The organism is Pseudomonas sp. EYE_354 (genome assembly GCF_023148575.1).
Classification (GTDB): Bacteria; Pseudomonadota; Gammaproteobacteria; order Pseudomonadales; family Pseudomonadaceae; genus Aquipseudomonas.
Map to the genome: position 1 here is coordinate 1 of NZ_JAHXNQ010000014.1, position 21,564 is coordinate 21,564.

The 21,564-nt window shown below is 62.8% G+C and carries 23 protein-coding genes and 2 pseudogenes; 5 read left to right on the plus strand and 20 right to left on the minus strand.

Features of this window, described 5'->3' with window-relative positions:
• Positions 1-790 precede the first annotated feature (790 nt).
• A complete protein-coding gene (locus KZX66_RS18955) occupies positions 791-1,996 on the plus strand; it encodes a DUF1835 domain-containing protein (RefSeq protein ID WP_248082121.1) in 1,206 nt (401 codons plus the stop codon).
• A gap of 32 nt (positions 1,997-2,028) precedes the next feature.
• A complete protein-coding gene (locus KZX66_RS18960; RefSeq protein ID WP_248082123.1) occupies positions 2,029-2,223 on the plus strand; it encodes a hypothetical protein in 195 nt (64 codons plus the stop codon).
• A gap of 159 nt (positions 2,224-2,382) precedes the next feature.
• On the opposite strand, the gene KZX66_RS18965 is transcribed toward KZX66_RS18960, so the two are convergent.
• Entirely contained in the window at positions 2,383-2,871 is a 489-nt protein-coding gene (locus KZX66_RS18965) for a type VI secretion system tube protein Hcp (protein WP_248082125.1), read from the minus strand.
• 185 nt (positions 2,872-3,056) lie between these two features.
• Here KZX66_RS18965 and KZX66_RS18970 point away from each other — a divergent pair.
• Both KZX66_RS18970 and KZX66_RS18975 read left to right on the plus strand, forming a co-directional pair.
• Positions 3,057-3,969, plus strand: a pseudogene (locus KZX66_RS18970) (NAD synthetase).
• Positions 3,966-4,454: a hypothetical protein gene (locus tag KZX66_RS18975; RefSeq protein WP_248082127.1), complete on the plus strand. Its 489-nt coding sequence runs from the start codon at positions 3,966-3,968 to the stop codon at positions 4,452-4,454. Before KZX66_RS18970 ends, KZX66_RS18975 begins: the two are co-directional and overlap by 4 nt.
• Before the next feature lie 158 nt (positions 4,455-4,612).
• Here KZX66_RS18975 and KZX66_RS18980 read toward each other — a convergent pair whose 3' ends face one another.
• The 15 genes and pseudogenes from KZX66_RS18980 to KZX66_RS19050 form a co-directional block, all read right to left on the minus strand.
• The gene (locus KZX66_RS18980; RefSeq protein WP_248082129.1) at positions 4,613-5,386 is read right to left on the minus strand and encodes an OmpA family protein; all 774 of its coding nucleotides are present in this window, start codon (positions 5,384-5,386) and stop codon (positions 4,613-4,615) included.
• A gap of 10 nt (positions 5,387-5,396) precedes the next feature.
• Positions 5,397-5,786 carry a DUF4398 domain-containing protein gene (locus KZX66_RS18985; protein WP_248082131.1) on the minus strand — a complete coding sequence of 130 codons (390 nt, stop codon included), beginning with the start codon at positions 5,784-5,786 and terminating at the stop codon, positions 5,397-5,399.
• A 291-nt stretch (positions 5,787-6,077) separates the two neighbouring features.
• Entirely contained in the window at positions 6,078-8,282 is a 2,205-nt protein-coding gene (gspD, locus tag KZX66_RS18990) for a type II secretion system secretin GspD (protein WP_248082142.1), read from the minus strand.
• On the minus strand, positions 8,279-8,803 hold the full coding sequence (locus KZX66_RS18995; protein ID WP_248082144.1) for a general secretion pathway protein GspN: 525 nt from the start codon (positions 8,801-8,803) through the stop codon (positions 8,279-8,281). Before KZX66_RS18995 ends, gspD begins: the two co-directional genes overlap by 4 nt.
• Positions 8,800-9,411, minus strand: coding sequence for a type II secretion system protein GspM (gspM, locus tag KZX66_RS19000; RefSeq protein WP_248082146.1), 612 nt, complete (start codon positions 9,409-9,411; stop codon positions 8,800-8,802). Before gspM ends, KZX66_RS18995 begins: the two co-directional genes overlap by 4 nt.
• Positions 9,386-10,417: a PilN domain-containing protein gene (locus KZX66_RS19005; RefSeq protein ID WP_248082148.1), complete on the minus strand. Its 1,032-nt coding sequence runs from the start codon at positions 10,415-10,417 to the stop codon at positions 9,386-9,388. The genes gspM and KZX66_RS19005 overlap by 26 nt, the downstream gene beginning before the upstream one ends.
• Positions 10,414-11,139, minus strand: a complete 726-nt coding sequence (locus tag KZX66_RS19010; protein WP_248082149.1) for a general secretion pathway protein GspK — start codon at positions 11,137-11,139, stop codon at positions 10,414-10,416. Before KZX66_RS19010 ends, KZX66_RS19005 begins: the two co-directional genes overlap by 4 nt.
• Positions 11,136-11,765, minus strand: coding sequence for a prepilin-type N-terminal cleavage/methylation domain-containing protein (locus KZX66_RS19015; protein WP_248082157.1), 630 nt, complete (start codon positions 11,763-11,765; stop codon positions 11,136-11,138). The genes KZX66_RS19010 and KZX66_RS19015 overlap by 4 nt, the downstream gene beginning before the upstream one ends.
• Complete coding sequence (locus tag KZX66_RS19020; RefSeq protein WP_248082165.1) at positions 11,762-12,124, minus strand: prepilin-type N-terminal cleavage/methylation domain-containing protein; 363 nt, start codon at positions 12,122-12,124, stop codon at positions 11,762-11,764. The genes KZX66_RS19015 and KZX66_RS19020 overlap by 4 nt, the downstream gene beginning before the upstream one ends.
• Positions 12,121-12,552: a type II secretion system protein gene (locus tag KZX66_RS19025; RefSeq protein ID WP_248082167.1), complete on the minus strand. Its 432-nt coding sequence runs from the start codon at positions 12,550-12,552 to the stop codon at positions 12,121-12,123. The genes KZX66_RS19020 and KZX66_RS19025 overlap by 4 nt, the downstream gene beginning before the upstream one ends.
• 9 nt (positions 12,553-12,561) lie before the next feature.
• Positions 12,562-12,987: a type II secretion system major pseudopilin GspG gene (gspG, locus tag KZX66_RS19030; protein ID WP_248082168.1), complete on the minus strand. Its 426-nt coding sequence runs from the start codon at positions 12,985-12,987 to the stop codon at positions 12,562-12,564.
• Positions 12,988-13,007: 20 nt separating this feature from the next.
• A complete protein-coding gene (gspF, locus tag KZX66_RS19035) occupies positions 13,008-14,210 on the minus strand; it encodes a type II secretion system inner membrane protein GspF (RefSeq protein ID WP_248082171.1) in 1,203 nt (400 codons plus the stop codon).
• The gene (gene gspE, locus KZX66_RS19040; RefSeq protein WP_248082173.1) at positions 14,207-15,928 is read right to left on the minus strand and encodes a type II secretion system ATPase GspE; all 1,722 of its coding nucleotides are present in this window, start codon (positions 15,926-15,928) and stop codon (positions 14,207-14,209) included. The genes gspF and gspE overlap by 4 nt, the downstream gene beginning before the upstream one ends.
• Positions 15,929-16,006: 78 nt before the next feature.
• A complete protein-coding gene (locus tag KZX66_RS19045) occupies positions 16,007-16,165 on the minus strand; it encodes a hypothetical protein (RefSeq protein WP_248082175.1) in 159 nt (52 codons plus the stop codon).
• 474 nt (positions 16,166-16,639) lie between these two features.
• Positions 16,640-16,801, minus strand: a pseudogene (locus KZX66_RS19050) (TetR/AcrR family transcriptional regulator); the annotation flags it as partial.
• Positions 16,802-16,966: 165 nt separating this feature from the next.
• Between KZX66_RS19050 and KZX66_RS19055 the strand changes: the two are divergent.
• A complete protein-coding gene (locus KZX66_RS19055; RefSeq protein WP_248082177.1) occupies positions 16,967-17,680 on the plus strand; it encodes a M12 family metallopeptidase in 714 nt (237 codons plus the stop codon).
• A gap of 45 nt (positions 17,681-17,725) precedes the next feature.
• On the opposite strand, the gene fecE is transcribed toward KZX66_RS19055, so the two are convergent.
• Genes fecE through KZX66_RS19075 form a run of 4 tightly spaced genes read right to left on the minus strand, consistent with a single transcriptional unit; the run spans position 17,726 to position 21,408 of the window.
• Complete coding sequence (fecE, locus tag KZX66_RS19060; RefSeq protein ID WP_248082179.1) at positions 17,726-18,532, minus strand: Fe(3+) dicitrate ABC transporter ATP-binding protein FecE; 807 nt, start codon at positions 18,530-18,532, stop codon at positions 17,726-17,728.
• 4 nt (positions 18,533-18,536) lie between these two features.
• On the minus strand, positions 18,537-19,505 hold the full coding sequence (locus KZX66_RS19065) for an iron chelate uptake ABC transporter family permease subunit (RefSeq protein WP_248082181.1): 969 nt from the start codon (positions 19,503-19,505) through the stop codon (positions 18,537-18,539).
• Complete coding sequence (gene fecC, locus KZX66_RS19070; RefSeq protein ID WP_248082182.1) at positions 19,502-20,491, minus strand: iron-dicitrate ABC transporter permease FecC; 990 nt, start codon at positions 20,489-20,491, stop codon at positions 19,502-19,504. The genes KZX66_RS19065 and fecC overlap by 4 nt, the downstream gene beginning before the upstream one ends.
• 2 nt (positions 20,492-20,493) lie before the next feature.
• Positions 20,494-21,408 carry a Fe(3+) dicitrate ABC transporter substrate-binding protein FecB gene (locus KZX66_RS19075; protein WP_248082513.1) on the minus strand — a complete coding sequence of 305 codons (915 nt, stop codon included), beginning with the start codon at positions 21,406-21,408 and terminating at the stop codon, positions 20,494-20,496.
• Positions 21,409-21,564: the final 156 nt, after the last annotated feature.

Below are 21,564 nucleotides of genomic sequence, written 5' to 3' on the forward strand. Positions count from 1 at the left end.
GGGATATCAGCCATTTTTTGATGCACCGATACAACTGGATTCGACCGCACCAATTTAATGGTGGGCTGCCACCGGCTCAGGCCGAAAAAAAACTTAACGTCGTGTCCGGGATTAGTTGACCACTACAATTCTCATTCACCGAGAGTGTTTTCAACTCCAAAAGTGGCGTACTGCCAATATCTGAAAGCTTCACTCTGAAGGTCCTCCGCCGCATGTACAATACCTTGACGCTAACACATCCCCCTTACAAAAAATAACTAACCGAACGGATAGGTGGTACCAAATCGCAATACGAATACTCGATTTTTCCGTAAGAAAAAACCCACAAAAATTAATCCACACAGAGAAACACAGTTGAGAACTTTCCTACGACACACACCCCTCATATTGTTTAAATCCCACCGTTCGTCTCTCGCAGCCGCTAATTATCAGCAATCGGATTTAAGCGCAGAGGTGGAGAGAACGAACTGCTTAAGGTTTCAGTGCATGAGCATGTTTATTACTAATTCCGACAGCCCTCCCCAGCGCAAGCAGAAACACACTTTTGCCCGAGCCGGATGACCCGGTGATGGACACATGATCGGCACGGGTTCCGATCAGGACCACGTCCGGCGTCAATGAATGACTCGGTTTTACGGCTTGCAATCAACTACCCCGCTGCCTATATTTCGTGCCTGGCGCCTTCTACGCCACCTTCCGCGGAAAGGGCTGCGCCCAGGACTTTTGACTGAACATCACATTTCTACGACTCCCAACCTGAAAGCGGAAAAGGTTTGTGCAAGGAGCTCGTATGTCGCCACGCCCTTTATCCTCCACCACCGACGGCCGTCTCAACCTTGAGCAGCAGCGCAAGCGCGCCAAGGAACTGTTGCGGCGCCTCAAAGCCCAAGAACCCAATGCCACGCTGGCGCAGGCCCAGTGGCAGGTTGCCAGGCACTTGGGTTTCAGCAGTTGGCCCAAACTCAAGGCCCATGTCGACGCCCTCGACTTCGCGGCACGCCACCCCGATTTCGAGGCCTGCGACGAGGCGCGCACCACTCACTGGCGCTGCGGCAATGACATCGCCCATCGCCTGCAAGTGGCCGGGTTCAAGGGCCAGTTCCGCATGCTCAGCGACCCGCTGTGCATGGGCCCGGTGCGTGACCTGCCAGGCCAGGCCTTTCGCGCGATGCGCAGCGCGTTCATCAGCCAGACGTTCGGCCTGGACCCAAGCGATGTCGCGCGCCGCGTCGACGATGAATACAGCCACCTTGAGACCCTGGCCAACGCCGAACACAGCGTGTTGTGGTGCGAGGCCGACGCCTATGACCAACTGTTCCTGATCCGCGCCTTGGCCGGTCTTGAGCAGGCGCCGCCAAAGCTGGAATTGATCGAGGTGGACCGCATCCCCGGCGTCGAACGTTTTATCGGCATTGGCCAACTGGCGCCGGACGTATTGGCGTGGTTATGGCCGCAACGGCGCTTGATCAATGACGAGGCGGTGCACTTGGCCAAACAGGCCTGGGCGGCGTATTGCGACAGTACACCGGGCGCCTTGGCGCAACTGGCCCACGCCCCGCACCCCGCCCTGCCCTTGCTGGCGCCGGCGCTGTTGCGACAGTTGCAGGAGTTGCCGGGCATTCACGATGGCCTGTCGCTCACCGAACGCCTGGCCCTGAGGTGCATTGCCGAAACCGGGCCCGTCGCCTTTGGCCAGGTCTTCGCCGAGTTGATGGCCAAGCGCGATCCGCTGCCCTTTCTGGGGGACATGATGTTTCATGCGCTGATGCGCCCGTTGATCGATGCACGACAGCCGTTGTTGCAGGAAACCCGGCAGGACCAGGACTGGCCTCGCCGCGAGTTGACGCTCACGCCCTTGGGGCATCAGGTGCTGGACGCCAACGCTTATTGGCTGGACCACGCCGACCAGGTGCGATGGGTCGGCGGGGTCTGCCTGAACCCGCGCCAGCCCCACTGGGCGTTAAGCGACGACACCCAACCGGTGTGGCGCGGCTGAGCTTCAACGCTTGGACGACAGCGACACCGCGCATGTCAGCTACCGCCGCGCGCTCGACCAAGCAACGCACCAGCCTCGTTACCGCACCGGCTCATACGCCGGGCAGGTTCAAGAATTCACGCGGCGGCAACGAAGAGATCGTCAAACACGCGAAAAAAGGCGATGAACTGACGTTTTCCATAGCGGGGGCAGGTTATGAAAAACAGGACGAAAAGGCGGCAGGCTAACCTGTCGATATCGCTGGTAGCGGTAAAAATATCGCGCCACATACCCACGATTTGACAGCCCTGTGAACCTCGGCCGAGTGGCTCGTGCCGCTCGGCCAGGCTCACTCAAGCGCGCGCCCGTGTGCGTGAAGCAGCACGGTGTATACGCTCAAATGACACTCAGTTTTTGACGTTCTGCCGGATATTCCAGCCAAACTTCACCGCCCCACCGTCCTTGGCTCCGTCGGCCTTCTGCGGCTGATAACTGACGTCGACGCTGGCGAAGTTCAGGGCGATGCTGTCGTACAACAGGTCGTCGGCTGTTTCAGCGCGGGTGCTGTAGGACACCACCATGACTTCCTTCAAGGTGATCACCAAATACTCCACCGTGCTGGCCCCGCCGGCCTTGCGTACCACCAGCCTGGCTTCGGGATAATGCTTGCCGGTGGCGCAGGCCATCATCAGGTTGGGGCTGGATTTATCCAGGGGTTTGGTCAGGTTCAGGTTGGCAAAGTCAGCCTTGCCCGAACCGCCACCTGTACCGCCATGCATCGAGCCAGTTTGCGACAATCCCCAGCCCCAGTTGCTGATGTCGATCTCGTCACGATGGGCCTGGTCCCGTGATTCACCCTTGATGTCACCCAGTTTCAAAAACATATCGACGGCCATGTTGAGTCCTTGTCCTGTTGTACGTCGGGATTGACGTGGGCGCACTGTTGCGGAGCCCGGCGTGTGCTCACAAGACGCTAATGCGAGATCGGGAAGCGTCCGTATTGATAAGACGAAACGTCCTACATTAATTTGCATCACGACGTCGATACCTTCTCGACTCCCACCGACCCAGGAGTTAAGGAATGAAAGTCGCACTGTTCAAGGATGGATTCCCCTCAGCCCATCGCACCACACGCCAACGCATCGAAAGCAGCATCGACCTGCAGCGGTTGTTCTTGGCCATAGACGCCGACCCGGCGTTGATCGGCGCGGGGGTGGTGTATATCGACGGGGATTTCAACGTGGTGGTACTGCGTGAGTTTCAGGCGATATGCAGTGTGCGACCGATCAAGGTCGTACTGCGCGAGGCCCCCAGGTACGTGGGGCCCGTCGAGTTCAAGCGGATGCTGGAGCATGAACCTAGGGAGTCGAGGTTGATGGGGGAGGCGTTGAATTCGGCAGTTGCGTGCACAGGGGTAGTGTTGAGTTGGATGGTCATTGCGAGTGGGGTCGCGTTGATGCCTTTTACAGCTGGGACCAGCTCGATAATTTCGTTTATCGGCAAAGCAGCCGCCGTTGCGAGTACCGTTCAATGCATCGGTGGCGCTCTACGAACCGCATCAGAGCTCGCATTTCCCGAGGTTAATGACTACTTGGATAACGAACAGTGGTACCAAAACACAATAGCCGTGTTGGATGGTATTGCTTTGCTGGGGGTTGCCACCTCGACATCAGTCACCGTGAGAGCTGTCACGACGGCCACAAAAGCGACCGGAAAAACAGCCGGTCAAGTGCTCAGAGGCCTTACACGGCAAGAACGGGCAAGATTGAACGATGAGCTGCTTAAAATCCGAGATCCGCGACTGACGCCCAAATTGCTCAAGCTGGAAAAAGCCTCCGGAAATGTCGCCAAACGTATCAGCGCTACACATGCAACGCGCGACAGCCGCCCACAAAATGGATATCGCTGCGGCCTTGCTGGGTTTCACCGGCAGTGCAGCCTCCGGAAACGTCAGGACACTGGCGCTGGGCATCTACGAGGAAGTCGATCAGTGAACCGGCAGCAGAAGATAAAAGGCCCCTACCAATCAGCGTTGTTTATTGAAGACCCTCGCCAATTGCTTAAGCGGTTCATGCTGGTGATTGGAGGTGATGCGCTGGTCGGATGTTTCTCGATCTCGTCGACGACTATTCTGGTGATGCTGACTTATCTGTCCTCGCACCCCATCGATATCGTCGCCAAAACGGGCTTCTTTGGCGGTGTGTGCCTGGGCGCAGTATTCACCCTCGCCAAATACGAAGCGCTTTACGGTCGTATCCACTGGGTCTGGATAAACGTGGCGATTTATCTGCTGTGCCTGCTGGTATCCCTGCCCGCCATCCTTTGGCATCCCAACACTTGTCTCTACGCACTGGCCCTCCTCAGCCCCCTTGTCGGTCTGCTGATCCTCAACAGCCACCGCTGCCGCGAATTGCGACAAAAATCCCACGAGCTGCGCCTGAAACGCCAAGCCATCACCGCGATTCTGAAACGACGTTAAAACCGGCGGGGTGAGTCGGGCATCAAGGTCGCGCGCCTATGGAGCACAACCTTGATGCGCACGCGGCGTGTGAAAGGCGTTACAGAGCCCTGTCAATGATCAGACGCAATGACCATCACTGATCACAGATCATTGCCAACCACGCTGACGCCGGTCGCTTAACGACGCGCGCTGACCGCCGAACTGTCGTTGGACACGATCACTTCCACACGGCGATTCAACTGCCGCGAGTGCGAACTGCGGTTGTCGGCTACCGGGAATTGTTTGCCGTAGCCGCGCACGGTGACACGCTCAGCCCCCACGCCGAAACGCTCCAGTCCTCGTGCCACCGCGTAGGCACGGCGCTCCGACAGGCTCTGATTGAAGGCATCACTGCCGGTGCTGTCGGTGAACCCTTCCACGCGAACCTGACGCTCGGGGTTTTTCAACAGAAATTGCGCCAGTTCCTGAAAGTCGCGCTGACTGCCCGGCTTCAAATCAGCTTTGCCGGTATCGAACAGCACGTCACCAAAGGTGATGACCTGGCCGCGCTCGGACGGTTTGGCCTTCATCGCCTGCAACGCTTTGAGCTGCGCGGTGCGCACGTCAAGCTGCACCTGGGTGCGGTCGACTGCGACGTTATCGAGCTGGGCATCGGTTTGCCGACCGATGATGATCTGCTCGGCCAGCGCGATTTTCTGCGATGCCAGGTAGGCCAACTGGTTGACCTGCGGATCGGTGCGGCTGTTCAGCGACAGTTGGTTGGCACGGTCCAGAGCGTTGGAGGCCATGCGGGTTTCAACCGCCGCCAGGGTGTTGGACTCAGGCTTTTGTTGCAGCTCGGAGAACTGGCTGCGCGCTTGCAGCAGTTGCGCGTTTTCCGGCGGGGTGGCACAGCCGGCCAGCGCCAGGCCCAGGGCCGACAGGGCAGGAATGAAAAAAATGGCACGCATGGCAAGGTCCTTAGTGGGTGGTCGCGGGGGCGTTGAGCATTTCTTGCTTGAGCACCTGGATGCCCTCGCGCGCCTGCTTCAAGACCTGTTGTTTACGCGCCGCCTTGGCCTTGACTTCGGCCAGGTTGGCGTCGACTTCGATCTGCTCGGCCAAGGCGTTGACCTGGACGTAGTTCTTCTCGCCGATGGCTTGCTCCATGCGCGCCAATTTGTCCTGAGCCGTTTTCATTTCCAGCGGTGCGAATTGCGTGGCTTGTGCCGACAGCGCACGGTCCACCGAATCACGGGCCAGGGAGATTTTTTCCGCAGGCGGCGTTGCGGCGCAGCCTGCCAATGCGCCGGCGACAAGCACGGCAAAAGCCGAGCGGCGCAGGTGTTTACTCACACTGGTCATCTTCATGTTTTGACTCCTAAGCAGGGGGTTGGAGTGGCCCTTGAGGTCTCGCCTGGGTTCAAGCGACGCCGCCATCCTAGGAGGAAAAACACGAATTAGAACGATGAAAAATCCTCTGTAAATGTAGGATTTTTCTCAGAAAAATACCCCGCCGTGCCGTCTCAAACTTTCATGCGGCCGGATAGGTTTTATCCAGTGCGTTGTCTGCCAACAATCGCCCCCCCTGCGATGCAACCCACTCGCGCCATCGGGCATCTCAATTGAAGTGATCGCGGCGATGCTGCCGTGGCCTCAACCTCAGCCCCCAGGCTTCAACAACTGCATCTGCTGGCGATAATCATCCGTCACCTGCCTCGCCTGGCTGCTGCTGGTAATGACCCTCGGCGTAATCAACACAATCAGCTCCGTGCGGTCCTTGGACTTGCTGGTAGTGCCAAACAACCAGCGCAACCCCGGAATTTTGCCCAGATACGGCACCGCACTCACAGACTCCGCGTTGTCCTGCTTGATCAAGCCGCCCAACAACACCGTCTGGCCGCTCTGCACTGCCACCTGGGTGGACACCGAGCGCGTCGAGATCCTCGGATTAGCCGGCGTATCGCCGTTGTTGCTCGCCTGATCCTGCGCATCGCTGACCTGCTGCTGAATATCCATGTACACCAACCCGCCCGGATTGATGCGCGGCACCACATCCAGGATCACCCCGGTCTGCACGTATTCAACGCTGCTCAACGTGGTGTCGGAGGTGCCCGTGTTGACCGTGGTCTGGCTGATCGGGATGTTGTCGCCCACCTGAATCTGCGCCGGCTGGTTGTTCATCACCACCAGCGACGGCGCCGACAGCACTTGGGTGCGGCCGTTGGTTTCCAGCGCGTGCAGTGCCACTTGCAAGTTGGAACTGACGAAGGAGTAGAACAACGAATCCGCCGCGCCCAACCCGGCCCCACCACCGCCCAGCGCGCCTTGGCTGCCGGAGGCGTTGGCCACAGTGGTGCTGGTGGAATTACCGGCCAGCCGCCCCAGGTACCACTGCACGCCAAGGTCCAATTCACCGGTGAGTTTGACCTCGAGGATGCGCGTTTCGATCTGCACTTGCAGCGGCGGATTGTCGAGGCGCTTGATCGCCGATTCGATCTCCTTCCACTGCACCGGTCGTGTACGCACCAGCAGTTGGTTGCTGCTTTTTTGCGCGGTGATGCGGGTGCCGGCGTCGAGGCTTTTGGCCGGGGCGCCTTCGGTGGTGTCCGGCTCGGCACTGTCCTCGGCTTCGGACGCTTGGGCTTGATCGTCGACGACAGGCGAGGTGTCATTCAGTCCGCCCGGCGTGCTGCCGGCAGTGCTGTTGGTGCCCGGTGACGACAAGGTCGCCGTGCGCAGACCGGGGGCGACTTTGGCCGGCGCATCGTCCTTGATCGCCCCGCTGCCGTAGATCTGTCGCAGGTATTTGGCCAGGTCGGTGGCCTTCATGTTGCGCACGTCGTAGACGTACATCTGCGGTTCGTTGCCGCCGCCTTCGTCGATGGTGTGGATCCAGTCACCGACCTCACTCAGGTACTGCGGCTGGGACGAGATCGCCACCACCGAGTTGGTGCGCTCGATGGGCAGGAACCGCACCATGCCCGCCAACGGCATGCCGCTGTCGGGGCCGAACATCTTTTGCAGTTCGGGCATCAGCTCGGCCACCGAGGCCCGTTGCAGACCGAACACACCGACCGACATGCCTTTGAGCCAGTCCACATCAAAGGTGTCGATGGTGTCCTGGTAGTTGGCCAATTCTTCCGGCGTACCGGCCAGGCTCAGTACATTGCGCGCCGGGTCCACCAGCAAAAAAGCGTTCTCGCGGGCGAACGGCTTGAGCAGTTTCTGCATCTCGGTGGCGGAGATATAGCGCAGCGGAAACAGCCGCGCCGACAAGCCGCTGGACGGCTGCGACACGCGCATTTGCGGCACCAGCTTGCCCGCCACCGCCTGGTTGGCCGGCAGGATCACATAGCGGTTGCCCTGTTTGATCATGGCGTTGTCGGTCCAGGACAGCAGGGTTTCGAGAATCGACAACGCCTGCTGCTTGTTCACCGGTTTGGAGGTGGAAAAACTTACATTGCCCTTCACGCCCTGGGCGATGCTGTAGTTCTCGTGCAGCAAGTCGCCCATCACACTGTTGATCACCGCCTCGATCGGCTGGTCGGCAAAGTTGAACACGATGTCACCGCCACCCTCCTCCTTTACCGCCGCCACAGCCGGTGGACGCACGAACTGCTGGTTGCCGCGGATCAGTTGGCGCTGGGCTGGGGCTCTGGTGGCGGGCTGGCCGCTGTCGAGCGGCGCGCGCTCGCTGGCCGGGTCGACGGGGGGGCGCTGCGCGCCGGTGCCTTGCATCGCCTCATGCAACAGCGCGTCGTCCGGGTCGAGATGGTCGGGGAATGTGCCGCAACCGCCGAGGGAAACAGCGGTCGCCAGGCAAAGCACGGTGGTGCGCAAGGCGCCAGGGAATGTATCGATCAAGGGGTTGGCTCGTGAGGAAGGGTAATCGGGGCGGTGCTGGACGGCGGCGGCAAACGCAAGGCCCGCAGGCTCAGGGTTTGGCTGCGGCCGTCCTGCACAAAGCGGGCGTCGCGCGGTGTCAGGTGCTCCAGGCGCCAGCCATTGGGCAGGGTCTGGTTTTGATGAACTTTGAGCGGCGGGCCGTCGGCCCGTTTGAGCAGCGCCACGCGCAGGTCGCCGTCCAGCACGATGCCGGTCAGGGTCAGGCTCGATAGGCTGGAAACCGCCGCCTGGCCGATCGCACGGTCCGGACTGCGGTCGGTGCTGAACAGCGGCGCCTGCCAGGTGCCGGCCAGACTGTCGAGGCTGACTTGCGGCGCGGCCAGCACCTTGGCCGAAGCACTCGCGCTGGCGCTGGGTGCGGGTTCCGGCAGCCACTGCGGGGCATCGCCGATGCTGCTCAAAATACCCAGCATCAGCACGCCCAGGGCGGCGGACAAACCGAGCAAGCCCCATTCGATGGGGCGCAGTGCATTGATCATCGGGCCTCCTGCCCGGCACCGGCCGGTTGCAGGTAACCGCGCACCAGCAGGTGCACCACCAGTTTGCCGGCGCCGCCGGTGGCGGGCGCATCCGGTCGACGGCGGATGCTCATGTCATCCACGAACAGAAACGGGCGCTGATACTCCAGTTCATGCAGGATCGCGGTCAGCGGTTCGATGGCGCAGTTGAGGGTCAGGCTGACCTTGACCTGGCGATACGGCTCGGCATCGTCCTGCTCCGGGGTGATCGGCATGCGCTGGGTGAGGCTGCAGCCGCCGCCGAGGCCGGCGCGGCTGTTGATCAGGTCGGCAATGCGCTGCATCAGGTCGGCCGCGACCGCGCTGGGATCGTCACCGGGCAACAGGCTGGTGCTGCTGGCCGGGTCCTGTCGCGCCTGTTCCAACTGCTCGCGCAGGCCCTGCTCCTGGCGCAGCACGCCGGCATAGCGCTGCTGTTGTTCGCGCAGCTGTACGGCCTGCTCGCCCATGGCACGCAAGGGGCCGGCAAACCAGCTATCGATCAACAACCAGTAAGCGCCGCCCAGTACCAGGGCCAGGCCGATCAAGGCCGCGCCACGGCGTTCACGGGGTGTCAGTGGTCGGCGCATCGGCGGCCTCCTGGTGCAGATGGGCGCGCAAGGAAAACTGGTCCTTGCCGGTTTGCGCATCGGGTTGGATCACCCCTTCGAACCTGGCATTCTGCAGGCTGCGGCAGTTCTTGATGCGGGCGATCAGGGCACTGGCCTTGGCGCTTTGCCCTGAAAAGGACACCTCGGCGCCGTCGTTGACGTCCAATTCGTCGATCCAGGTGTCGGGCGGCAGGCAGGCGGTCAACTCGTTGAGCAGCGCAGCCAACGGCGGCTGGGCGGTCTTGCGGCGGATCAGATACTGGGCCGCGCCCCGGGTGTTGAGCAATTGCTGGCGCAGCGCCTGGACCTGGGCAACCTGGGCCTTTTGCGCGCGTACGCTCTGTTGCATGGCCTCGAGCACGCGCTGGCGGTCGTCGAGCCACAGCACCATGGCGCCAACCAGCAGCGCCCCGCACAGCCACGGCAGGCTGCGTTGCAGGCCTTTGCCCGTCGGGCGCTGGCGCGGGCGCAGCGGTGTGGGCAGCAAGTCGATGCCCATGGGCGTGCCGGTTGCATCCGCCACATCCACCGCATGGGGCTGCAAGCCGAGGGCGGTGCAGTCGCTGAGGATCTGGTCCAGACGCTCGCGCAGCATCGCCACCAGGGTCACGTGCACATGCTTGGCGCCGCGCCGCTCCTGGCGCGCGACAAAGTACAGCTGCGCGGCCTCGAACGGGGTGAAGCGGTCCAGTTCATAGCCGACCACGGTCGACAGGTTGCGCGCGGCGGCCAAGGGCAATTGCAGGGTTTGCACCAACACCGCATCCGGCGCCAGCAGCAGCACCTGGCGCGCCTCACCGGAAGGTGCGTTCACGGGCGCAGTGAGCGGCCACGGGTACAGGTGCTCGGGGATGTCATGCAATGACAACCAGCGGGGCAGGCAGTCGCGCAGCTCCTTGACCCACAAGCGCCAGCCCTGTTGCAGCAGGCTGCCGTGCCAGCGCCGGGCGAGCGGCTCAAGCCGCGACGTCAGGTGTTCATTCATTCTTGCCAACGCAGTACTCGATAAGGTTGTGCGCTACCTTGCGCGGGGCTCAATAAAACCGTGGCTTGCAACTCGGCGTGATAGCCGCCGGGGCGTTGCGCGCGGCTGTTCACCACGAGCACGTCGCCGGGGTCGGCGCCCACCGCGCTCGGATGCGGCAGGTTGAGGGCGTGGCGCATCAACGGGCTGGCGAAGGCCGGGTCGGGCCGGTCCAGGCCGCTCCACAGGCTGACTTCCGGCACCAGCGCGCTGTACAGCGCCTGGCTCATGCCCGGCAGTTGTCGCACTTCTTCCACCACCCGAAACGGCGCCAGACCCTGGTTTCGGCGCACTTCCAGAGCTCTGGCCACTTGCCTGGCCTGGACCTGTGTGGCGCCGCACGCCAACGCCAGGCGGGCAAAGTCGGCCACGTCGGCGCTGTGCAGGTACAACTTGCCGCGTTCGCTGCGCAGGCTTACGTGCAACTGCGCGTCGTCAAATACCAACGCGATTTCACGCCCGTCGGCCACCCACTGTTTGCGCTGCAACGGATCGGCCACGGCTTGCATCGCCAGCGCCACGCCCGCCTCGGCCGCCAGCACCGCCTGGGTGTGCTGGCGATGCCAGGCCGCCTGGCGCGTTTCCAACTGCACCCAACCGGCCAGCCCACCGAGCAACAGGCTGAGCAGGGCCAGCACCCAGAGCACCAGCAACAGCGCGACACCGCGTTGATGCTTGATCATTCGGGCGCCCCGCCGGACAGGTTCAGGCGCAACGCAACGACCTGGGTCACCCACTGCACGGGCCCGTCGACGCGCGCGGCAATGCGCACAGCGGACGGCAGGCGTCTGGTCCACGGCCACGCGTTGATCCAGCCGGTGGCCTGACCCTTTGGCGACACGCCGCGATAGCTGAACTGCAGGTCTTCAACCCCTTTGAGCAACACCTGCGGTTCGCTGCGCGAGGCTGGCACGCTGACCTGCGCCCTGGACTCGAACTGGGCGAACGCCACCTGCAAATCGCGCGGTGCCTCGGCGCCGGTCAACTGCAAGGTGAAGCGCTGAATACCGCCACCCAGCACGCCGGGCAGGGTCGCGACAAATTGCATGCGCTGCGGCTCGCCGACGAAAAAACCATCGACCTGGCTGTCGTCTTCGGTGACATCCAACGGCAATGCCTCGCTGATGGCGGTGCGCAAAAACTGCTGGGCGGCGCGCATTTCATCCAGGCTGACCGTGTAGCGCTGGGCCTTGAGCACCGCGCGATTGGCGCCGAGCAACGCGCCGCCCACCAGGGTCAGCAACACTCCCAGCAGGCTGAGCACGATCAGGACCTCGAGCAGGGTAAAGCCCTGCTGACGCCGCGTCACAAACCGACCCCGGACGTTCGCAGCTTCAAGGTGCTGAACTGCGCCTGGCGCGGGCCTTCACTGACCGTCAGGTCCAGACGAAACAGATGCGCCTGGCCGACACGGCCGGGCTGCCGGGCGATGCGCAGTTGCCAGGCGATGCCGTCCAACTCGCCCTGGCGCGTACCGCTGGCCAACGGTCCCGCACCCTCCTGGTCCATCACACTCAAGGCGGCATGGGTCAGGCGGTCGCTATGGGCCACGTGCAATAACGCGCGCGCGCTCTGGCCGAAGGCGACCAGCAGCACCGTGCAACAGATCGCCATGAGCGTCAGGGCGGCGAGCATTTCCAGCAAGGTGAAACCGCGTTGGCGCTTCATGGCAAGGCCCTGGATTGCACGCTGCCGGTCAACCAACCGATATCGATGCGCCAACGCCGGCTGCCATTGGCCAACAGCAGGTTGCCCCCGGTGGAGCTGCCATCGGGGTAGAACGCCACGGCGGAGCCGGCTTGCTCGGCGGTATGCAGCGTCACGTGCAGGTCGGCCGGCCAGTATTTTTTCGGGCGCCCCGGCGCCTGCACGCTGAGGTTGCGCAAATCGAACAGCGTGCTTTCTGTGGTGCCGCTGACAATCGCCCGCGCCCGCGTGCTACGCAACGCCTCCACGATCTGCCCGACCGCCTGACGCTCTTTGGCAGCGCGCAGGCCTTGTTGCAGGCCAAAGCCAACCAACCCGGCCGCGACGCTGATCAAGACGATCACCGCCAGCATTTCCAGCAAGGTAAAGCCGCGTTGAGCGTCTGCCATGGTCGTGGCTTATTCCCAGTTGCCCAGGTCGGCGCTGTAGCCTTCGCCGCCGGGCTGACCGTCCTGGCCGTAGAAGATCAGATCGAACGCACCGTGCTCACCGGGGAAGCGATAGCCGAAGGCATGGCCGAACGGGTCCTTGAGATCCGACGGTTTAGCGTACGGGCCGGCCCAACCGGCGCTGTTTCCGGGCTTGTCGACCAGTTGCTGCAGGGTCTTGGGCGGCGAACCGACGTCCAGTCCATAACTTTCGATCTTCATGCTCAGGCTGGCCAGTTGCGCCTTGCCGGCGCCGTACTTGCCCTTGTCCACATTGCCGCCGACCTGGCGCACCACGATGGTCGCGACGATGCCCAGCAGTACGATCACCGCGAGCATTTCCAGCAGGGTAAAACCGCCCTGGCGGCGGGCGTGTTTGAATCGGGTCTGACGCATCGGTTGGCTTCCTTGAGGGTTCATATATTGCTGGTCAGGCTCATCAGCGGCAGCATGATCGCCAGCATGATCACCGCCACCAGCACGGCCATGACCACGGTCAGGGACGGCACCAGCGCGGCGAGCAGGCGGTCGATGCCACGTTTGGCTTCGACGTCGAACACCTCGGCGACCTTGAGCAACATGCTGTCGAGTTCACCGGCCTGTTCGCCGACTTCAATCATTTGCAGGGCCAGGTCTGGCAACAGGGGCTGCGTACCGAACGCGCTGGCCAGGGTGCCGCCGCCCTTGACCGACTCGGCGGCCTGGGCGACTTGCGCCTGCAGCGCGCGGTTGGTGCACACCTGGCGGGCGATCACCAGCGCTTGCAGCAGCGCCACACCATTGCTGAGCAAGGTGCCCAGGGTGCGCGCCAGGCGCGCGGCTTCGACCCGTTGCAGCAGCGGGCCAAGAATGCGGATGCCCAATACGCGGCGGTCATAGCGCTCACGGCGCTGGGGATCACGCAGGCGTGCGACAAACGTCCATGCGCCGACAATCAACCCGGCCAGCACCGCCAGGCCATAGGCACCGAGGAATTGGCCGAGCCCCAGGATCACCTCGGTGATGAGCGGGATCGGCACCCCCAGGTCCTTGAAGATCGGCACGAACTGCGGCACCACATACGCCAGCAACAACGCCAGGGAACCGAGTACGCCGACCACCAGAAAGGCCGGATAGATCAACGCGTTGATCACCTCGCCCCTGAGCAACTGGCTGCGCTCCAGGTAATCACTGAGCTGGCGCAGAGTGTTTTCCAGGGCGCCGCCCGCCTCGCCCGCGCGCACCATGCTCAGGTACAGCGGCGAGAACTGGCCGCCCTCTTCTTCCAGGGCTTTGGACAACGGCTGGCCGGCCTTGACCCGCTCGCGGATGCGCTCGATCAACGCACGGACCTGGGGCTGACCGGGTTGCTTGAGCAGAATGCCCAGGGAGCGCTCCAACGGTTGCCCGGCCCCCAGCAGCGTGGCCAGTTGCTGGGTGAAGCTGACCAACGCCGCGCCGTTCAACTGACCCCGCCCAAACGCGTTGCGCAGCCCTTGGGCACCGGCCTGATCGATGTGCAATAACAACAAACCGCGCTTGTGCAGCGCAGCGACCGCGGCGTCCTGGTCCGTGGCTTCCAGGGTGCCGCTTTGTGGAGTGCCCTGACTGTCGAGGGCGCGGTATTTGAACAGGCTCACGCGCCCTCTCCACGGGTGACGCGCAGCACTTCTTCAAGGGAGGTAACACCCGCCACCGCCTGACGCAGGCCCTCTTCATGCAGGGTGCGCAGGCCACCCCGGCGCGCGGCCTGTTCTAACGTGGCGGCGTCGGCCTGGCGCATCAACAGGCTGCGCAGTTCGTCGTTCATCACCAGCAATTCGGTGATTGCACTGCGCCCGTGATAGCCGCCGCCCGGCGCATCGGCACGGGGGCGATAAAGCATGATCGGACGCTGCTCGGTAAACCGATCCAGGCCATGTTCGGCGATCAACTCCGCCGGTGCTTCGAAGGCTTCGCGGGTGGCCGGGTCGAGGCGGCGCACCAGGCGCTGGGCGAGGATACCGTTGACGGTGGAGGCGATCAGGTAGCTCTCCACGCCCATGTCCAGCAGGCGCGTGATACTCGCCGCCGCGCTGTTGGTGTGCAGGGTCGACAGCACCAGATGGCCGGTCAACGAGGACTGGATGGCGATGCGGCAGGTTTCCAGGTCGCGGATCTCACCGATCATGATCACGTCCGGGTCCTGACGCACGATGGAACGCAGCGCCCCGGCAAAGTCCAGGCCGATGGCCGGTTTCACCTGGATCTGGTTGATGCCTTCGAGCTGGTATTCCACCGGGTCTTCGACGGTGATGATCTTGCGCTCGGCGGTATTGAGCCGCGACAGCGCCGTATAGAGCGTGGTGGTCTTGCCCGAGCCGGTGGGCCCGGTGACGAGCAGGATGCCGTGGGGCCGTTCAAGCACTTCCAGGAAAGTCTCCAGGCGCTGGCCGTCGAACCCCAGGCTCTGGAAATCGAACTGCACGGTCTGGCGGTCGAGCAAACGCATGACCACTGACTCGCCAAAACTGGTGGGCACCGTGGACACGCGCAAATCCAGTTCCTTGCCCTGGATGCGCAACATGATGCGCCCGTCCTGGGGCAGGCGGCGCTCGGCGATGTCCAGGCGCGCCATGATCTTGACCCGCGAGATCACCGCCGCCGACGAACTGGCCGGCGGCGCCTCGGCGTCGTGCAGCACGCCGTCGATGCGGTAGCGCACCTTGAGCTGGTTCTCGAAAGGTTCGATATGAATGTCCGAGGCGCGATGTTCCACCGCGCGCTGCAGGATCAGGTTGACCAGGCGGATCACCGGCGCTTCGGAGGCCATGTCCTTGAGGTGTTCGATGTCTTCCAGCGCGCCGCCCTGCTCGTCCAGATTTTCGATCAGGGTGCCCATGGCCGAACGGCCCTGGCCGTAGTAGCGCTCGATCAGGCTTTCAACCTCGTTGCGCGGGCCCACCGCCAGCCACACCGGTACGCCGCAGGCATAGGCCAGGGCCTGGAACGGGTAGACCACCGCCGGGTTCGCTGCCAACACCCGCACACCGCCCTGGCTCCAGCCCACCGGCACCACTTGGTAATGGCGCATGAAGCGCTCGGTCAGGGCCGGCAATGGGTCCAGCAGCGGTGGCGCGGCGTCCGCCATGAGCAGCGGGGCGTCGAGCAAGTCGGCCCAGGCGCGGGCCAGCTGCACTTCGGAGACCAGCCCCAGGCGAGTGAGCAAGCCCAGCAACTCGGGGTCGCCGGACTCCTGGGACAAGCGCCGGGCGCGTTCCAGGTCGACGGTTTTCAAGCCGGCGTTTTGCATCAGCCACGCGCACACCTGTTCGGTGTGCGGGACATGCATCTGGCAGGCATCGATAGGCTGGGGCATAGGGCCAAATCTGAGAGGCGATGTGGAAACCCTGCGGCAGCGCACTTGCTCGCTCCCGCCGGGGACATACGTTGGCGGTCAGTCGAAGGTGGCATCCGCGTCCGTGGCGTGCGCCGCCATGGCCGCGTCACTCACTGCAATACCCAGCATAAAGCTGGCATCCAACGGAGCCTTTTCATAAACAATTCTCCCGATAAAAAACGCCGGACAGCTCAAGGGGGCCTTGAATGGGTTCAAGACCCTACACCAAAGCGTTGTGTATGACAGCGTGTATAAAACATGGCCTTTTAGAACTACTGCGCAGAGCCATTCATTCGCCATGCCGCCATCTATTTTCTTAAGCCAATCGACTGGTAGGTTTAGTTCAAGTTCAAAAGCGTAATGAAATATTTCTTATTTAGCGCAAAAATTAGCTTCCGTTTGACCTTTAAGCGCAATAATCGCCTTACCCCATGCATTTTTTTGGCTCAAAATGCCATCACGAAATATCACATAGACATCACTTACACCCATCGTTAGTACAATTATCCGAACTTGATAACAGCAAAAAGTGTTAAGTAGTTGCAATTAACCATCGCTTAAACGTTGCGTTCAAGACGAACTATTATCGGCAGAAAAGTGACGAGCGTCGTCCCAGGACATTCGCCTGAACGCCAAGAACGAGGCCGACAGCGGTACACGTGACGGTGATGGCTATGAGAGAAGTGATGACAGCAACCCGGCCACCAAAATGCCCACGATCGCCGCCATCAGGGCCATCGACCCGCCGCTGCAGCCTTCCAGGGAAAACACCTGCAGGGCTGCCTCCAACAGCTCTTCGCGGCGTTTTTCACCTTTGGGCGCGCGTCGAGTCCTGGGAAGCAGGTCGGTCATGGAAAAGTCCTTGAGCGCAGGCCTGCACCCTATCCAAATTGACTGCCCCCCCCCGCAAATAAAGACCGGCAAGAACATCATTTCGTCCCCCTCCCACGGAACCATCCCCGGGGTCTGGACGAACTATGCGCAAGACTCTTCCCTGACGCCTTGGAGAAAAACGCCATGATCTCGCCGCCTGCCTATCCATTGCCCTCGCCCACTGCCCGAGCCCCCGACAGTGCCGCTCAGCCCGAACCGCTCTCACGCGGCAAACGCAGCGTGGGTGAGCCTGGCAAATACTGGCCACAAAACAGCACCCTGAAAATCGCCCTGTACGACTACGCCATGGATGACCCTTATGTGCTGGCGGTGAAAAAGGCCGCCAGCGAATGGCTGCCCCATATCAATCTGACATTCGAATTCGTCTGCGGGGAAGACGGTGACGTTCGTATCACACAGAACCTGCCTGGCGACCACGGTGGCAGGTCGATGATCGGCACCGATGCGAAAAACGCCCCCCCCTACGCACCGACCATGAGCCTGCCGGCAGACCCTGGCACCAGTTCATTCGCCGTCACCGTCATGCACGAGTTCGGGCACATGCTGGGTGCCCACCATGAGCACCAGCATCCCGACGCGAATATCCCGTGGAACCGGCCCAACCTTGATCGGCTCTTCGATCAATCTGAGCTGCAGACCAACTTTCGTCCGCTGCCTCGCAGCGACATTTACGATTTCTCGCGCTACGACCCGGATTCGATCATGCACTACTCCATCGCCCCCTCATGGAGTACCGACAACACCTTTCACTCAAGAAACGCGATGCTCAGTGCAGACGATATCGCCTGGGCGAACAAGGCTTACCCAAAAGCACGTCATCAACCTGGGCCCATCTAAACGGTAAGGCCGGTGCGGCCTCGATCAGCCAGATTCAACGCGTCCTCATTGCACACGGCTTGAGTCGTGAGTGCGGGTGCTTTTTTCCACCACGCACATCGGCGTACCGGAAACAGGCTCATTGATGATCTGCACTTGCACCTCAAAGACCTGGCGCATCAAATCGGCGTTGATCACCGCCGCGGGCGCGCCATCGGCCACCAGCTTGCCGGCGTGCATCACCGCGAGGTGGTCGGCGTAGCGGCAGGCCTGGTTGATGTCGTGGAGCACGGTGATCACGCTCTTGCCCTCGGCGGCCAGTTCGCCCATCAGGTCGAGCAGTTCGACCTGATGACTGATGTCCAGGTAGGTGGTGGGTTCGTCGAGCAACACCACCGGGGCGTTCTGCGCCAGCACCATGGCCAGCCAGGCGCGTTGGCGCTGGCCACCGGACAAGTCGGCCAGGGCACGGTCGGCGAGCGTGTCCAGCTCCAGGCGGCGCATGGCCTGGGTCACACGGGACTGGTCGTTGCCGCTCAGGCGGCCCCACAGCGAGTTGTGCGGGCTGCGCCCATAGGCGACCAACTGGCGCACGCTGACGCCTTCGGGCACCGGTAACACCTGGGGCAAAAACGCGATCTGCCGGGCCAGTTGGCGCGCGGACAGGCTGGCGTAGGCGTGGCCGTCCAGGGTCAGCTCGCCGTGGGTGGGTGTGAGGATGCGTGCAAAAGCCTTGAGCAAGGTGGATTTGCCGCACCCATTGGGACCGATCAATGCGGTGACCTTGCCAACCGGCGGCGTAAACGACAGCCCTTGCACGATGCGCGTCGCGCCGTAACCGATATCGAGCTGTCGTGCCTGGAGAATACTCATGTGATCAGCCCTTGAACCGTGCCAGCAACCAAAGAAAATACGGCGCGCCGATCACTGCCGTCAGCACCCCGGCGGGGATTTCGCTGGGCGCGATCAACGTGCGCCCGAGGGTATCGGCCAGCACCAGCAGCAACGCGCCGATCAGCATCGCCGCCGGCAACAGGTACTGGTGATGCCCACCCACCAACCGGCGCGCCATGTGTGGCGCCACCAGGCCGATAAACCCGATCGGCCCGATCACGCCCACGCCGAGGCTGGTGAGCAGCACCGCGCAGACCATCGCCCAGCCGCGTGTACGGCCCAGGGCGGTGCCCAGGCTGTGGGCGGCTTCGTCGCCCAGGGCGATCAGGTTCAGCGGTTTGGCTAGGCACAGCCCCAGGGGGATCAGCAGCAGAAACGGCAACACCAGCGCCACATGGTGCCAGTTGCGGCTCCACAGGCTGCCGGTGAGGGCGAGCAACGCCGTGTTGATATCCAGCGGATGAGACAGGATCAGAAACTCGGTGACGCTGGATAACGTCACCGCAATCGCCACCCCGGACAGCGCAAAACGCGCCCCGGAGAAACTCACGCCGGTGTTGTATAACGCCAGCAGCACGGCGCCCCCTGCCCCGCCCAGGCAGGCTACCGCTGGCAGCCAGGCAATCGGCAACTGCGGCCAACTGATGATCGCCACGGTCAGCGCCAGCCCTGCGCCCTGAGTCACACCGAGAATTTCCGGTGAGGCCAACGGGTTGCGGATAACGCCCTGCACAATCGCCCCGGCCAGGCCGAACGCGCACCCCGCGAGGATCGCGATCAAGCTGCGCGGCAGACGGTGGTTCCACACTTCAAAATCGAGCGCATCGTGGGCCAGCAGGCGGTCGATCACGGCCGCCGGCTTGAGCCACAGGGTGCCGGCGCTGAGGCTGACGAAGGCGGCCAGCAGCAACAGGGCAAACAGCAGCCATAGGCGAAAACGTGGACGGATCATAGGGCGCGCCTGGCAAGAAACAGAAAGAACGGCGCGCCGATCAAGGCGGTAACCACCCCCGCCGGGGTCTCCACCGGAAACGCCACCGCGCGGCTGAGCAGGTCGGCACCCAGCACGATCACCGCGCCCAGCGCCGCGCTCAGCGGCATCAACCAGCGGTAGTCGTTACCCATGAACTGACGCAGGATATTCGGCGCAATCAGCCCGACAAAACCAATCGGCCCCACCGCGCAGACACTGGCGCCCACCAGCAACAGGCTGGCGACAAACACCTGCAGGCGCAGGCTGGCAATGCCCACGCCCAACGAGCGCGCGGCGTCTTCGCCAAGGTTGATCAGGTTCAGACGCGGTGCACACCACAGCGCCCATAGGCCTCCAATCAAGGTACACGGCCAGAGCAATTGCACCTGCGTGGCACCGACGTTGGCCAGGGACCCGGCCAGCCAGTTCAGTACGCTTTGCGCCTGCGCCTCCACCAGAATCACCGTGAGCCGGGTCAGCGCCGCACACAACGCTGCCACGGCAACGCCGGCCAATACCAGGCGACCCTGGGCGGTGGTCGGCGACCAGGCACCACCGAGGCTGAACACCGTGACCCAGGCCAGCGCGCCGCCCAGGCAGGTCATCAACAGCGCACCACCGGCAAACGGCGGCGCCACCAGGCCCGTGGAAAACAACGCCAGACCCAGCGCTGCGCCCGCCGTCACGCCAAACAACGACGGCGAGGCCAGGCGGTTACGGGTGATACCCTGCATCAGTGCCCCGGCCAAGCCCAGGCACGCGCCCACCAACGCCGCGCACACCGCGCGGGGCACACGCAACTGGGCGACGATATAGGCCATGTTGCCGCCCACACTGCCCTGGTGCACCAGGCCATTCCACGCATCCGTCGCGGTGAGGGTAAACGGCGACCAGCTGTACAACGACAACCAGAACAGCACGGCGCCAAGCAGCACAATGCCCGCCGCGGCGAGACTGCGCGCCATGTTTATTGGCTCAGTACGGCGTTGCCGCCCTTGAGAATCGCCAGCGCATCTTCGGCAATTTGCTCCGAAGCCAGCACGCCACGGTTGCGCGCCCAGCTGTCGCCGTCCACCTCGGCCACGTGCTTGTTACGCACAGCACCGAGCACCTGCCACAGCGGCTGCTTGCTCCAGGTGTCGACGATGCTCGGGCGGCGGTAATGGCCGACCAGCAACCAGCCAGGGTCGAGCGCGAGCAACTGCTCCAGGCTGACGAATTCGGTGGGGGCGGCGTTCGCGCGTACCGACGGGACTTTCAGGCCGATGGCTTGCAGCACGCTGCCGGCGTAAGAATCCGGGCCGTGCACAGAAAAGCTGTCTTCACGGGCGACGCCGAACAGCACGCTGGCACCGCTGGGAATCTGTCCGGCAATTTTCTTCAGGTTGTCGCGGTTCTGCGCGATGCGCGCGTGCATCTGCGGGCTTTTGCCCAGGGCCTTGCCGATCAGCTCGGCAGACGTGAGGCTGCCCTCGTAGTCCTCGCCACGTGACGGCAGCAGCAGGGTCGGCGCGATGCTGGCCAGGTCGCTGTACAGCGCTTGATGGCGATTAAGGTCGGCGATGATCAAGTCCGGCTTAAGCCGGGCGATTTCCTCGATGCTCGGCTGCGAGCGCAGGCCCACCGATGTCCACTGACCGATGGCCTGGCGCACGCGGGGCAGAACGCGGTTGGCATCGCCATCGTCGGCGGCACCGACGGGGGTCACCTCTACGGCAGCGAGGCTGTCGAGAAAGGAGAATTCCAGCACCACCACGCGCTTGGGCGCATCGGGCAGGTGCACCGCGTGTTGGCCGTCATTGAGGTCGATGGGGGCAGCGCTCAGCACGCTTGAACAGCACGCCAGGACGCAGGCGGCAAGAATCGGGATGGAGCGCAGCATTCGCATGACAAAGACCTCGGCGTTAACACACCCCGGCTGGACGGGCCGGGGAAAACGGCGGGTACTATTCCATATCGTGGCGAGCGGATCAAAAAACATTCTCATTAACGACGCATTGTCATGCGCATGCTTCTTGTGGCGAGCCGGCTCGCCACA